The sequence below is a fragment of the Hymenobacter qilianensis genome, from assembly GCF_014638675.1.
Lineage (GTDB): Bacteria > Bacteroidota > Bacteroidia > Cytophagales > Hymenobacteraceae > Hymenobacter > Hymenobacter qilianensis.
Genome location: NZ_BMFN01000001.1, coordinates 74539 through 88278 on the forward strand (window position 1 = coordinate 74539; position 13740 = coordinate 88278).

The 13740-nt window shown below is 56.3% G+C and carries 11 protein-coding genes; 7 read left to right on the forward strand and 4 right to left on the reverse strand.

The genetic code is table 11. The features are described 5' to 3' along the window. Positions 1–74: 74 nt before the first annotated feature. Complete coding sequence (locus IEW06_RS00300; RefSeq protein ID WP_188547139.1) at positions 75–1031, forward strand: aldo/keto reductase; 957 nt, start codon at positions 75–77, stop codon at positions 1029–1031. 106 nt (positions 1032–1137) lie between these two features. Here IEW06_RS00300 and IEW06_RS00305 read toward each other — a convergent pair whose 3' ends face one another. Beyond that, positions 1138–2328 (reverse strand): serine hydrolase domain-containing protein, encoded by a 1191-nt coding sequence (locus tag IEW06_RS00305; RefSeq protein ID WP_223284399.1) that lies wholly within the window; start codon positions 2326–2328, stop codon positions 1138–1140. A gap of 100 nt (positions 2329–2428) precedes the next feature. On the opposite strand from IEW06_RS00305, the gene IEW06_RS00310 reads away from it, so the two are divergent. The 4 genes from IEW06_RS00310 (at position 2429) to serA (ending at position 7503) form a co-directional block, all read left to right on the forward strand. After that, the gene (locus tag IEW06_RS00310) at positions 2429–3601 is read left to right on the forward strand and encodes a serine hydrolase domain-containing protein (protein WP_188547141.1); all 1173 of its coding nucleotides are present in this window, start codon (positions 2429–2431) and stop codon (positions 3599–3601) included. A gap of 117 nt (positions 3602–3718) precedes the next feature. Beyond that, positions 3719–4624: a YitT family protein gene (locus tag IEW06_RS00315; protein WP_229743014.1), complete on the forward strand. Its 906-nt coding sequence runs from the start codon at positions 3719–3721 to the stop codon at positions 4622–4624. An 89-nt stretch (positions 4625–4713) separates the two neighbouring features. Then, positions 4714–5430, forward strand: a complete 717-nt coding sequence (locus IEW06_RS00320) for a DUF421 domain-containing protein (RefSeq protein ID WP_187731268.1) — start codon at positions 4714–4716, stop codon at positions 5428–5430. Between the two features lie 171 nt (positions 5431–5601). After that, entirely contained in the window at positions 5602–7503 is a 1902-nt protein-coding gene (gene serA, locus IEW06_RS00325) for a phosphoglycerate dehydrogenase (protein WP_187731267.1), read from the forward strand. 23 nt (positions 7504–7526) lie between these two features. On the opposite strand, the gene IEW06_RS00330 is transcribed toward serA, so the two are convergent. From IEW06_RS00330 to IEW06_RS00340, 3 genes are all read right to left on the reverse strand, one after another. Further along, complete coding sequence (locus IEW06_RS00330; RefSeq protein ID WP_187731266.1) at positions 7527–7964, reverse strand: nucleotidyltransferase; 438 nt, start codon at positions 7962–7964, stop codon at positions 7527–7529. Beyond that, positions 7912–8142, reverse strand: a complete 231-nt coding sequence (locus IEW06_RS00335; RefSeq protein ID WP_187731265.1) for a hypothetical protein — start codon at positions 8140–8142, stop codon at positions 7912–7914. The genes IEW06_RS00330 and IEW06_RS00335 overlap by 53 nt, the downstream gene beginning before the upstream one ends. A 199-nt stretch (positions 8143–8341) precedes the next feature. Then, positions 8342–9718 carry a D-alanyl-D-alanine carboxypeptidase/D-alanyl-D-alanine-endopeptidase gene (locus IEW06_RS00340; protein ID WP_187731264.1) on the reverse strand — a complete coding sequence of 459 codons (1377 nt, stop codon included), beginning with the start codon at positions 9716–9718 and terminating at the stop codon, positions 8342–8344. Positions 9719–9957: 239 nt separating this feature from the next. On the opposite strand from IEW06_RS00340, the gene pyrG reads away from it, so the two are divergent. Both pyrG and yidC read left to right on the forward strand, forming a co-directional pair. Beyond that, the gene (pyrG, locus tag IEW06_RS00345; RefSeq protein WP_187731263.1) at positions 9958–11607 is read left to right on the forward strand and encodes a CTP synthase; all 1650 of its coding nucleotides are present in this window, start codon (positions 9958–9960) and stop codon (positions 11605–11607) included. Between the two features lie 257 nt (positions 11608–11864). Further along, the gene (yidC, locus tag IEW06_RS00350) at positions 11865–13724 is read left to right on the forward strand and encodes a membrane protein insertase YidC (protein ID WP_188547143.1); all 1860 of its coding nucleotides are present in this window, start codon (positions 11865–11867) and stop codon (positions 13722–13724) included. Positions 13725–13740 lie beyond the last annotated feature (16 nt).

Genomic DNA, 13740 nt, shown 5'->3' on the forward strand with positions numbered 1-13740 from the left:
ACCCTACTCGCTTTCCAACGTAAACCGAAAGCATTTCTAACCTGGCTTATTTAAGCAAAACACCATCTATTATCATGAACAAGCGTCAACTAGGTAACTCTTCGCTCTCTATAGCTCCTCTCGTATTAGGCGGCAACGTATTCGGCTGGACCGCTGACGAGGCTACTTCTTTCGCCGTGCTCGACGCCTTTGTGGCGGGGGGCGGCAATGCCATTGACACCGCCGACGGCTACTCCGTGTGGGTGCCCGGCCATGTGGGGGGCGAATCCGAAACTATTATTGGTAAATGGCTGAAGCAGCGCGGCCGCCGCGACGACGTGGTTATTGCCACCAAAGTAGGCTGGGAAGTGAATGCGGAGAACAAAGGCTTGGCCAAGAACTATATTCTGCGGGCCGTGGAAGGCTCGCTCAAACGCCTCCAAACTGATTACATCGACCTATATCAGTCGCACAAAGACGACCTGACCGTGCCGGTAGAGGAAACGCTGGAAGCCTATGCTCAACTGGTGAAGGAAGGCAAGGTGCGCGTGATTGGTGCCTCCAACTTTTCGGCGGCACGGCTGCGCGAATCGTTGCAGGCCAGCAAGCAGCACGGCTTCCCCCGCTACGAGTCGTTGCAGCCTCTTTACAACCTCTACGACCGCACCGAGTTTGAGCAGGAGCTGCTGCCGTTGTGCCGAGAGCACAACGTAGGCGTCATTCCGTATTACGGCCTTGCCTCAGGGTTCCTGACGGGCAAATACCGCTCGGAAACTGACCTCAAGAAAAGCGCCCGCGGTGGTGGCGTTGGCCAGAAGTATCTGAACGAGAAAGGCCTATCTATTCTGGCAGCTCTTGATGCGGCCAGCGCCCGCCTGCACGCGACGCCCGCCCAAGTAGCCCTGGCCTGGATTATGGCCCAGCCCGGCCTCACCGCGCCTATTGCCAGCGCCACCAGCGTAACGCAAGTAGAAGAGCTGCTGAAAGCCACCGATCTACAGCTTGATGCAGAGGCGCTGGAGCAGCTGCAAGATGCCAGCGTAGCAGCCTAGCTCCAGCAGCAGAATCCGGCTTGCTCTTCGGATGTATCGATAAAAAAAGCCCCCCAGAAACCTGTATAAAGGTGTACTGGGGGGCTTTTTTATGAGCAGGCAACTTTTACTTACCTGAGTAATTGTAGGGCACATAATTCTCCCAGCGCCAGGGCGTGGCGGTATCGCCGAGTATCTTTTCCAGCAGCTCCTTGAACAGCTTATCCGCGTTGGAGCTGTTGCTCATGATAACCAGGCCCTTCTTCTGGTCACTAAACGCTACGCTGTGGTTTTCCCATCCGTCGTCGTGGCCTTCCTTGAAATAAGCAGGACCATACGGCGACTCAAACACGCCCCAGCCCAGCCCATAAGCCAGCTTAATCGCCTTGTTCTCGTCGGTGGCTACGGTGGCTAGCGGGCCAAACTGCGCCTTGAACGGAATAGCTACCTGCGCCCGCACCATCTCCTGCTTCGCCTTGGGAGTGAGGTCTTTGCCTTGCATCACGGCGGCCATAAAGGTTGCGTAGTCGGTGATGGTTGTTTCCATGGAGCCGGCCGCTTGTGCTTCATCGCGCTTTTCCTTGGGCACCGCCTTGCCATCCTCCATATAGCCAATGGCGTGGCTCAGCTCGAAAGCCGGCTGCCAGATATAGCTGGTGCGCGTCATCTTAAGAGGCTTAAACACTCGCTCCTCGCTTAGCTGAAGCAGGCCCTTTCGAGTAATTTTCTCCACCACCACTTGCAGTAGTTGGATGCCTTCGCCGGAGTACCAGTATTTGGTGCCGGGCGCAAACTTAAACCGCAGCTTCTCATCGGGTTCAAACCAGCGCCAGTTGGGGAAGCCGGTGGTGTGGGTGAGGGCCATACGCGCGGTAATTTGCTTCCAGCGCTCATCAGTAGCGAGGTCCTGATAACCTTTTATTTCGGGCAGGAGCTTGCCAAGATATTGATACAGTGGCTTATCCAGATCCAGGGCACCTTCCTGCACCAGTTGCATTACCAGGTAGGCAAACACAGCTTTACTGAAAGACGCGGCATACATGGCCGTCTGCGGTTCCAAAGGCAAACGCTTCTGCACGTTGCGATAGCCGAACGTTTTCACGTATTGCACCTTATTATCTTCCAGAACAGCCAATGCCAAGCCCGGCACCTGAGCCGAATCCATGAGTGCGAGCACCAATCGCTCTATTTCCGGCACGGATATACGACTACCATCAAGCCGCTCAATAGTAGCTTTCTGAGCCTGAGCGGCCGGAGCCATCGGTAGCACCAGCGTAAAGGCGAGCAGCAGCTTCCATAGTCGTAGGATCGTGTGCATGGGCATACTGATTAGTTGTACTCACCTATATTTTACGATATCAAATCATACACTACATGGGGAAAGTTAAGCATCTTTGGCTGTCCTGAAAAAGCCCCCCATGCGCCACACCCCCTACTATCTCTTCGTTCTTCTCACCTTTTTGGGCTGCGCCAAAACGCCTTCCCAAACCGCGCAGCAAACCACCCAGACCCAAACCGACCTCTACTTCCCCGCCGCCGGCGACGCCTGGCAGCGCAAAGAAGCCGCACAGGCAGGCATGGATGCGGCCTTGCTGGAACAGGCTGTAGCCTTTGCCAAGCAGCAGGAAACCACCCAGATGAAGCCCGACTTCTCCACCCAAAAGGAGATTTTTGGCGAGCCTCTTGGCCCATTGCCCCCCAGCCGGGCCGCCACCAATGGCCTTATTCTGCGTCATGGCTACATCGTGGCGGAGTGGGGCGATACCAAAGCCGCTGACCCCACTTACAGCGTGGCCAAAAGCGTGCTATCGACTATTGTGGGGCTTTCAGTAGAGAAGGGCATTATCAAAGATGTGCGCGACCCGGTGGCCAATTACATCAAAGACGGCAGCTACGCCTCCGAGCAGAACCGGTCCATTACCTGGGAGCATCACCTGCGCCAGACCAGCGAGTGGGCCGGCGCGCTGTGGGGCAAAAACGTCAATTTTATTGGCAAGGAAGCCTTTGGACAAGGCGAACGGAAGCCCCGCGCCCTCCAGCCGCCCGGCACATACTACGAGTACAACGATGTGCGCATCAATCGCATGGCGCTGTCCTTGTTGCAGCTTTGGCGCAAGCCGCTGCCGGACGTATTTCGGGATGAAATCATGACTCCTATCGGGGCATCCGACACCTGGAAATGGGTTCCTTATCGCAATTCTATCGTCGAAATTGATGGTAAGGTGATGCCTTCCGTGAGCGGCGGCACGCGCTGGGGGGGCGGCCTCTGGATCAGCACCCGCGACGAGGCCCGCTTTGGCTACCTCATGCTGCGCCAGGGTCGCTGGGGGGCAAAACAGCTCGTGCCGGCCAGCTGGATAAAGCAGGCCACTACCCGCGGCCCCGTCGGCCCCGACTATGGCTATTTGTGGTGGCTGAATACGGAGCAGAAAGCCTGGCCGAGCGCCCCAGCCACTAGCTACGCCGCTCTCGGGGCCGGCTCCAACACCATCTGGATTGACCCTGAGCATGATATCGTCGTTGTATGGCGCTGGCACGATGGCAAACCCGATGAGCTGATCAAGCGGATACTGGCGGCGGTACGGGAGTAAGCTTTGCTATATAGCGTTTGCAAAACGCTCCCGTATGGCAGACCACGCCCCTACCATTACAGTAGAGCTTGCCCTCTGGGGGGCTTCTCAGCCATTATCCTGTTTCAATCCCCTTTTATGTCTGGATCTGCTTCCTCCACCGCCTCCCTCGACATCCCAGCGTTGTCAATGAGTCGCCGAATCAAAAATACAGGCTTAGTACTGGTTGGTATTCTGTCTGCCGGCTTTGGGCTAAAGGGTTTTTTGCTTTCCAGTCATTTCATCGATGGCGGCGTCACGGGGGTTTCTATGCTGCTCTCATCCACTTTGGGCATTCCGCTATCCTGGCTGCTCATCATCATAAACATTCCGTTTCTGCTGCTGGGCTACCGCCAGATAGGGGTAGCATTCGCGATTAAAAGCGCCATAGCTATTGCTGGACTGGCGTTGTGCCTGGCCGTGGTGCCCTACCCCGATGTCACCCCCGATTTCTTCCTGACTTCGGTATTTGGGGGAGTGTTTATTGGCGCGGGCATTGGCCTGGCCATGCGCGGCGGGGCGGTGCTCGATGGCACGGAGGTGGCTGCGCTCCTCATCAGCAAGCGCAGCTCCCTGCTCAAGGTCAGCGACGTTATTCTGCTGCTCAACATCGTAATTTTTGGCATTGCCGCTTTTATTCTGGGCGTGCAGGTGGCGCTGTACTCTATTCTAACCTATGTATCAGCTTCCAAGGCGCTTGATTTTGTGCTCAATGGCATAGAGCAATACACAGGCGTTACCATTATTTCGGCCCAAAGTGAAGCCATCCGGCAGGCCGTTACTACCAATCTGGGGCGGGGCGTAACCATCTATCAGGGCAAGCGCGGCTTCGGTAATCGGGGGAGTACAGACCTGGAAATGGATATCCTGTTTACCGTGGTCACGCGCCTTGAGCTTCCTGCTCTCCGCGCCGAGATACGTCGCCTCGACCCGCAAGCCTTTGTTGTTCAGCACCATATAGATGATGCGGAAGGTGGCATGGTCAAAAAGCGCCCGTTTCATTAAAAGAAGCGAGAAAAAGTCAGGTGGGCGGCACCTGTAGCTCAACAATAAGTTGCACTACTTCGTTAGCGCAGAAGCCTTTATCTGCCTCTATGCTATTTCTTGCTGCCCCTGTTGAGCCCTTCGACTGGAACCGTATTTTTTTGTCCGAGGACGCGCCGCCTCTCTTTTTGCTAGAAATAGCCTTTCGCTGCGTACTTACTTACCTATTCATTATTGGCGCTCTGCGCGTTACGGGTCGGCGCGGCGTACGGCAGCTTTCCCTCTTTGAGCTGAGCATTATTCTGGCGCTGGGTTCGGCCGCCGGCGATGCCATGTTCTACGAAGATGTGCCCATTCTGCACGTGCTCGTGGTATTCTTGGTGGTGTCGGGCCTTTATCTGTTCTTCAACCGTCTGACCGAGCGGTATCCTGGCTTTAGCGACTGGCTGGAAGGCGCTCCTGTGCTCTTGGTGGAAAATGGTGAAATTCGCTTAGAGAATTTCAACAAGCAGAATCTAACCCAGAAAGAGCTTTTCGGCGAAATGCGCCAACTCCAGGTCGAGCATCTGGGCCAGGTTCGGCGCGCTTACATTGAAGCCACCGGCGACATTAGCCTCTACTTTTATGAAGACCAAGACGTGCGGCCCGGCTTGCCCATCTGGCCCGAGCGAGTAGCCGACACGCGCCGCCGGGCCCAAGAAGCCGGTTTTCATGCCTGCGCCCAGTGTGCTCATGTGCAGGAGTTGGCCCGTGGCGAAGCAACCAAGTGTATCGTCTGCCAGCACGACGCCTGGGTGCCCGCTTGCGCCACGCGCCGGATTGCATAAGAAGTTTTTGCGGCTCCCTTTACTTCATGTGGTATTATTGCGGCGTCACAGTCAAGCTGCTGTAGTCATTGGCTTTGTCTATTCTTAGAAATTATAGATTGCTGTGGCCAGTCCTCAACTTGGCTTTAAGCGCCATTTAGTTACATCTACAGCGCTAATTTGCCCCCCAATATGTCCAGCGTAACCCAGCCTCTGCCCTACCTTATCATCGACTTCGACAGCACCTTTACCCAGGTCGAAGGGCTGGATGAGCTGGCGGATATTGCCCTCCAGCATCATCCCGAACGCGAAAAAATCGTGGGGCAGATTCGGGCCCTTACGGATCGGGGGATGAGTGGGGAACTGAACTTCTCGGAGTCGCTAAAGCAGCGCCTGGCGCTGCTGGAGGCGCGGCGCGAGCATCTGCCCTTGCTGGTGGCCCAGCTCAAAACCAAAGTTTCGGACAGCATCGTGCGCAACCGCAGCTTTTTTGAGCGGTTTCGGGGCCGCATATACATTGTGAGCAGCGGCTTTCGCGAGTTTATTGAGCCCGTAGTAGCCGATTTCGACATCGCGCCCGAATTCGTGCTGGCCAATACCTTCACTTACGACGCTGGGGGGCAAATTACAGGCTTCGACCCCGATAACGTGCTCAGCCGCGACGGGGGCAAAATCGAGCAGCTCCGGCAGCTCGATCTGGCCGGCGATGTGTACGTGCTCGGCGACGGCTACACCGATTATCAGATGCGCGAAGCCGGCCTCGCCAACCGATTCTACGCTTTCACCGAAAACGTGGCCCGCGCCGCCGTAGTAGCCCAGGCCGACGAAGTCATCCCGTCCTTCGACGAGTTTCTCTACCAAAATAAGCTTCCCATGACGCTCAGCTACCCCAAAAACCGCATCAGCGTACTCCTGCTCGAAAACCCCGACGCCCGCGCCGCCGAGCTGTTCCGCCAGGAAGGCTACCAGGTGGAAAGCGTGCCCGGCGGCCTCGACGAAGATGAACTGGTAGAGCGCATTGCCGGCGTCAGCATCCTCGGAATCCGGTCCAAAACGCAGGTTACGCCCCGCGTGCTGGAAGCCGCCAACCGCCTGATTGCCGTGGGGGCATTTTGCATCGGCACCAACCAAATTGACTTAGTAGGCTGCATGAAAAAGGGCGTGGCTGTGTTCAACGCCCCTTTCTCTAACACCCGCTCCGTTGTGGAGCTGGCTTTGGGCGAAATCATCGTGCTGGCCCGCCGTATTCCTGACAAGAACCCAAAGATGCACCAGGGCGAGTGGGACAAATCGGCCCGCGGCAGCTTCGAGATTCGGGGCAAAAAGCTGGGTATTGTGGGCTACGGCAACATCGGCAGCCAGCTTTCGGTGGTGGCCGAAGCGGTGGGCATGCAGGTGCTTTATTATGACATAGCCGAAAAGCTTCAGCTCGGAAACGCCGTCAAGTGCCGCACCTTGCAGGAGCTTTTGCAGCAAGCCGACGTTGTGACGCTGCACGTAGATGGCCGCGCCGAGAACAAGAACCTCATTGGCGCCGAGGAATTCGCTTTGATGAAGCCGGGGGCCATTTTTCTCAACCTCAGCCGCGGCCACATCGTGGATATTCCGGCCCTGGCCGACGCCGTCCGCAGCGGCCACCTGGGCGGCGCCAGCATCGACGTGTTTCCTTACGAGCCCAAAACCAACCACGAAATCTTCGAAAGCGAGCTGCGCGGCTTGCCCAACGTGCTGCTCACGCCCCACATCGGCGGCAGTACGGCCGAAGCGCAGCGCAACATCGCCGAGTTTGTGCCCGAGCGCATCATGGGCTACGTGAATACTGGCAACACCCAACAAAGCGTGAATCTGCCTAATATACAACTGCCTGTGCAACAGGCGCATCGTCTTATTCACCTGCACGCCAACGTGCCCGGCGTACTGGCCAGCATCAACAATCTATTGGCGGATCATCAGGTCAATATTCTCGGTCAATACCTCAAAACCAACGAGCACATCGGCTACGTGATTACTGATATTGACAAGGAATATGCGCCGGAGGTAATTGGAGCCTTGCGCAAGGTGGAGCACACGATTAAGTTTCGGGTGCTGTATTAAAGTAACATAGCCAACTTCAGCTACTACTCAGGCAGATTCTCTAAGTCTCGCAGATCCTGGGGGCGCCCGGTGGCCCGCTTGGTTTGCCGCAGAGCAGCTAGGCTGATATGCTGTACTGGCACACCAGCGAAAGTTAATTCCAGGCTTCCATTAAGGCAATCCTCTAAACTTACTCCCAACAGTTGTGTCATCAGATCAATCCACACGCCATTGGAAGCAAAGGAAATGAAGTTAGGAACCGTCGTAAAATCCGTTTCCTCAAACTCGCCGTCAGTATAGCCAAAACGCTCAAGGGCCTGAACAACCCGGCGGGCATTGGCAGTTGAAGGCCGCACCAATATGTCCAGATCGCCGGTGGTGCGCGGAAAACCGTGGGCAATGACGGCGTAGCCCCCCACTACCACGTACTCAACGCCGATCTCTTGGAATAGGCGTAGTAGATTTAAGTACTCGTCTTCCATGTTGGTGGGGGGCAAAATCAAGCGACGAATTGGCCGGATTGGCCGCGTAAATAGCCCGCGCCTGCCGGTTCAGCTTTACGGCCAGCGCCACTCGCTCGTATGGCGTCAGCGACCAGAAATAGCGGCGCTGGGCTTCCTCCGCCTCGGCCTTGCTGCGGGTTTTGATAATGGGCTGCATAGAGGTAAAAATATATAATACCTGTAGAACGGCGTGGGGCCACACCTTTTTTGTCGTGGCACCACTATCGTTGCAGACGTTGCTTGCGTAGCGGAAGTTGAAATAGCGGCTGCGGTTTCAGTAAAAAAGCGCCCCAGCCGTCTTGTTCAACGATAGTGGTACCACCCGGCCAGGCTGGTGAGCGCGTTGCAACGCGCTCCTACATCCGCTCGCGCACTTCTTTCAATACCCGCTCCATTTCATGGCGCACCACAGTCGTCTCTGCCACGTGGTTATTGTTCATAAAACTGACAGCCAACAGCTTACCTTTCCTCGTTTTGAGGTAGCCACATACGTTGTGGTTGTTGCTGAGCGTGCCGGTCTTGCCCCAAAACCACGGCCCGGCCTTGTCGCGGTACACGCGGCGCAGCGTACCGTGGCCACCACCAGCCGCCAGCAGGCTCATTAAGCGGGGCTCCGGCACTTCCTGGTGCAGCTTGAGCAGCAAAGCTGATAGCGTGCGGGGCGTAATCAGGTTTTTGCGGGAAAGGCCAGAGCCATCTACCCAGTGTGGGGCGTCGGGCAGATCTTGCAAATACTGTGTGCTGACAGCCTTGATAACACTTTGGGTGCTCAAAGAATCGGCGCGCAGGCGCGCGGAGCACATAAGCAGCAGCTGCTCCGCCAAAAGATTGTCGCTGACTTGCAGCATCCGCCGGTACAGCGAATCAACGGGCAAGCCCGCTAGCGTACGTACGGCTTCCTGCGGGCGCACAGGTCGCCAGGAGGCATTTAGCACGGGCCGGCGCAAGGTGTCCTGCAACAGCTGAAGCACCAGCTGCGAGCTTGGGCGAAACGGTGTTTCGTCTATCCATTTCTTGGGCGAAGTGAAGTAAACGAAGCGGTTGTCGGTTAGCTCACGGCGCACATGGTCGTCGGCGGGATGCGGAAAACCGGCCGGGGCTTCTTTCACTACCGGATTGAAAAAACGAGGCCGCACGGACGGCCGCCGGTTTGGGCCAGCATAGAAGCGAATCACATTGCCATATACCGGAAATGCCGAGCGCTCGGGCTGGTAGTAGTAGTTGTAATCGTCCCAGCTCCAGCCGGGCCCAAAGGCGGCCTCGGTCATCGGAATTTCCCGATAGAAAAGCTTCTCGGGCCGGTTTTGCAGAAAGTCAAACGCTTTCCGCGAGGGCACATCGCCGTGCAGTAGCGTGGGGTCGCCGGTACCCCAGAACAGCAGGGAGTCGCCGCGCACAACGTAGCGCAGGCTGGGCAGAGAATCGCCCAACAGGTGCAGACCAGCATAAAAGCTGAAGAGCTTCATGTTGCTGGCCGGAGTGAAATAGCGGTCAGCATTCAGCTCGTACAGCTTTTCGCCCGAGGCGACTTCGGTAATCGAAATACCCACCTGATGCTGGCGCAGCACCACCGATTCGGCAATCATTTTATTCAGCCAGCGCGGCCCTTTGCCGCGGTTAGAACTCATCTCGGCCTCCTCATCGTCGCTCGAAACCCCGTAGCGCGGCGCGGCGGCGCTTAGAGGCAGCAGCAGCAAAATCAAGAAGGCGAGCAAACGGGAGTACGGCAGCATTGCTAGAGAGTTATTACCGCAATATGCACAAAATAATGCCGTAAATGAAGCGCTAGGGGGCTTTTTCGCAATGATTCTGCACTTTATTCCAGGCTTGAAGAGTTGCAGGAGTGTAGCGCGAACCCAAGGACGGCAGAGCCAAGCTTGGCCCTACAAACAACGATTTGCTGAGCATCTGACGGGCTTAGCGCAAAAAAGCTTCGTGGCCCCGGATATTCCCGCTAACTTTGTTTCCCGTTATGCCAGACCGAAATACCTCCTCCCCGACTGCAACGGCCAAGTACATCTTTGTCACCGGCGGGGTGACCTCCTCCCTGGGCAAGGGCATCATTTCTGCCTCCCTCGCCAAGCTCCTGCAGGCCCGCGGCTTCCGCGTCACCATCCAGAAGTTCGACCCCTACATCAACATCGACCCCGGCACGCTCAACCCTTATGAGCACGGCGAATGCTTTGTGACGGATGATGGGGCCGAAACCGACCTCGACCTGGGTCACTACGAGCGCTTCCTGAACACGCCCACGTCGCAGGCCAACAACGTGACCACGGGCCGCATCTACAACCATGTAATCAGCAAGGAGCGCGAGGGTGCTTACCTGGGCAAAACCGTGCAGGTGGTGCCCCACATCACCGACGAGATTAAGCGGCGCATGCTGCTGCTGGGCCAAGGCGACGAATTTGACGTCATCATCACCGAAATCGGGGGCTGCATTGGTGACATTGAAAGCCTGCCATTTGTGGAGGCCGTACGCCAGTTGCGTTGGGAATTGCCCCCCAATGATTCGCTGGTAATTCACCTCACGCTGCTGCCCTATCTGAAGGCGGCCGGTGAGCTAAAAACCAAGCCTACGCAGCACTCAGTGCGCGATTTGCGCGAGGCCGGCTTGCAGCCTGATATTCTGGTGTGCCGCTCTGAGCACCCGATTCCGCTGGAGATGCGTCGCAAAATAGCGCTCTTCTGTAATGTCCAAATCAACTCGGTTATTGAAAGCCTAGACGCCGATAGCATTTACTCCGTGCCCCTGCTCATGCGCAAGGAGCAACTCGATGAGCGAGTAATTAAACGCCTAAAGCTTACAGGCGGCGCCCAGCAGCCCGATTTGGAAGTGTGGAAGGACTTTTTGGGCCGACTAAAAAACCCAACCGAGGAAGTGACCATTGCCTTGGTTGGCAAATACGTAGAGTTGCCCGACGCCTACAAGTCTATTAACGAGTCATTCGTGCACGCTGGTGCTCAAAACGAGTGCAAAGTGACCCTGCGCAGCATTCAGTCGGAGCATATTACGCCCGAAAACGTTGGGCAGCTCTTGCAAGGCGTCGATGGCGTGCTGGTAGCGCCAGGCTTCGGCGAGCGGGGCTTTGAGGGCAAAGTGTGCGCGGTGCGCTACGTCCGCGAGAACAACATTCCTTTCTTCGGTATCTGCCTGGGTATGCAGGTGGCCATGGTAGAGTTTGCGCGCCACGTGCTGAACCTGCCCAACGCCAACTCTACCGAAATGGACCCCTTGACGCCCACTCCCGTCATTGCCATGATGGAGGAGCAAAAGAATATCACGCAGAAAGGCGGTACCATGCGCCTCGGCGCCTACGACTGCGACCTGCGCCGCGGCTCCAAAGCAGCCAAAGCCTATGGTCGTAACCACATCAGTGAGCGCCACCGGCACCGCTACGAGTTCAACAACGAGTATCTACAGCAATTTGAAGCTGCTGGCATGGTGGCTTCCGGCGTTAATCCCGGCACTGGCTTGGTGGAAGTGATAGAGCTGAACGGCCACCCGTGGTTTGTGGCCGGGCAATTTCACCCCGAGCTGAAAAGCACCGTTGAGAACCCGCATCCTTTATTTGTGCGCTTCGTGCGGGCTGCCATTCAGCACCACAAGAATGAGCTGTAACTAATTGATTAAGAACAAGGAGAGGAATTTGGTTGAGTTCATGTTACTACTCAGCCAGGTTCCTCTCCTTGCTTGTAACAACAGGGCAGTTTCCCTGTCACCTCGTCCGATTTTTCTACTTCTGCATAAAATAAGCTGCCACTACCGACCTTTGCAGCAGCGTTGCCGAATTATTGCTCACAAGCGTCGCGCGCTGGGGGGCATTTTTCCCGGCTATTTCCTTAGTACCGAACACCTTCGCATTTATTTCCCCTTCAATGGACAAGAACTCAGCAACCGGCCTGTTTTTGATTTCGGCCTTGCTCCTCATCTATCTGTTTTTCTTCGCGCCGAAGTCGGAGCCGGAAAAAGCCCCCGCTAAGCCCACCACTGCCGCTGCTACCGCCCCGGCTCAGTCGGCAGATACAGCGGCCGCCGCTACACCTGCTCCCCTCGACTCGGCCGCGCAGGCGCAGGCATTCGGCGCTTTCGCCACCGCAGCACAAGGCACCGCCCAGGATGTGCAGTTGAGCAACGAAGACTTGTCAGTAACTTTTTCGACCAAAGGCGGGCAGGTGCAAGCCGTACGCCTGAACAAGTACAAGACCTTCTTCGGTCAGCCCTTCGATTTGCTGGATAAGGAAAGCGCTAAGATTGATACCCGCTTTCGAATTACCGACGGCCGCACAGTACGCTTTTCAGACCTGTACTTTCAGCCAAGCGCACCTCAGCCTACTGCCGATGCCAACCGCCCAGGCCAGCGTCTAACCTTCACCGCCGCTGTGGCTGGGGGGCAAATTGAGCAGATATACACGCTGTATAACGACAACTATCAGCTGGCCTACGAGATGCGCTTCACGGGCCTGGGCAACGTCATTGCCCAGGAGCCGATCACGCTCACCTTCCTGGACCGCGTCCGCCAGACGGAGCAAGACCGCGCCCAGAACCGCAACCACACCACCATCAACCATTACTTGGCTAACGACGACGATGGCTCGCTGGCCGAGGCCAGCGAAGACCCTGAGGAAATCGTTATCAACGAGCCCGTGAAGTGGGCCGCGCATAAGCACGATTTCTTCGTGGCGGGCCTGATTGCCGAAAACCAGTTCAGCACCGGCAAATTCAACTCGACGGTGCCCGCCGCTGCCGATTCGACCAACAAGTTCATCAAAACGTTAAGCACTACGCTTACGATTCCGGCCGCCGATGTGCTGGGGGGCAAAGGTCAGTTCCGCTACTATTTTGGCCCTAACTCCTTCCAGATTCTGAAGGAAGTGGCGCCCGGCTTTGACCGCAACGTGTACCTGGGCTGGGGTATTTTCCGCTGGATGAACCGCTTCATCGTGATTCCAGTGTTCCATTTCCTGGAGCAGTTTATCAGCAGCTACGGTATTATCATTGCGCTGTTGGTGCTGCTTATTAAGCTGGTTACCTGGCCATTGACGTACAAAACCTACGTGTCGCAGGCGCGCATGAAGGTGCTGAAGCCGGAGCTGGACGAGATTAAGGAGAAGTACGGCGACGACCAGGCCAAAGTGCAGAGCGAAACCATGAAGCTCTACACGTCTATGGGCGTGAGCCCGCTCAGCGGCTGCATTCCCACTCTGCTCACGCTGCCCATTCTGTTTGCCATGTTCAACTTCTTCCCAAACTCAATTGAGCTGCGGCAAGAGGCGTTTTTGTGGGCCAAAGACCTGAGTAGCTATGACGTATTTGCGACGTTGCCCTTCGCCATTCCTTATTATGGCAGCCACATCAGTATGTTTACGCTATTGATGACAGCTTCCACCCTGCTGATGACCTGGCAAAGCAACCAGCTCAACACCGCCATGCAGGGCCCCATGAAGTTCTATAGCTACCTGATGCCGCTGATTTTCCTGTTCGTGTTGAACAGCTTCGCGGCCGGCCTCACTTGGTACTACTTCGTTTCCAACGTCATCACCTTTGGCCAGCAAGCCCTTACCCGCCGCTTCGTGGACGAAACCAAGCTGCGGGCTCAGCTTGAAGCCAACAAGGTGAAGAACAAGGACAAAAAGCCCGGCGGCTTCCAGGCCCGCCTCGCCGAAGCCATGAAAACCGCTCAGGAGCGCGAAGCCGAAGCCCGCAAGCAGGGTCCAGCAAAGTCGAAGAACAAGTAAAGTAAGCTATAGCATT

Coding starts and splice junctions, on each gene's coding strand:
- IEW06_RS00300 (WP_188547139.1), top strand. CDS start 75: ATGAACAAGCGTCAACTAGGTAACTCTTCGCTCTCTATAGCTCCTCTC.
- IEW06_RS00305 (WP_223284399.1), bottom strand. CDS start 2,328: ATGCACACGATCCTACGACTATGGAAGCTGCTGCTCGCCTTTACGCTG.
- IEW06_RS00310 (WP_188547141.1), top strand. CDS start 2,429: ATGCGCCACACCCCCTACTATCTCTTCGTTCTTCTCACCTTTTTGGGC.
- IEW06_RS00315 (WP_229743014.1), top strand. CDS start 3,719: ATGTCTGGATCTGCTTCCTCCACCGCCTCCCTCGACATCCCAGCGTTG.
- IEW06_RS00320 (WP_187731268.1), top strand. CDS start 4,714: ATGCTATTTCTTGCTGCCCCTGTTGAGCCCTTCGACTGGAACCGTATT.
- serA (WP_187731267.1), top strand. CDS start 5,602: ATGTCCAGCGTAACCCAGCCTCTGCCCTACCTTATCATCGACTTCGAC.
- IEW06_RS00330 (WP_187731266.1), bottom strand. CDS start 7,964: ATGGAAGACGAGTACTTAAATCTACTACGCCTATTCCAAGAGATCGGC.
- IEW06_RS00335 (WP_187731265.1), bottom strand. CDS start 8,142: ATGCAGCCCATTATCAAAACCCGCAGCAAGGCCGAGGCGGAGGAAGCC.
- IEW06_RS00340 (WP_187731264.1), bottom strand. CDS start 9,718: ATGCTGCCGTACTCCCGTTTGCTCGCCTTCTTGATTTTGCTGCTGCTG.
- pyrG (WP_187731263.1), top strand. CDS start 9,958: ATGCCAGACCGAAATACCTCCTCCCCGACTGCAACGGCCAAGTACATC.
- yidC (WP_188547143.1), top strand. CDS start 11,865: ATGGACAAGAACTCAGCAACCGGCCTGTTTTTGATTTCGGCCTTGCTC.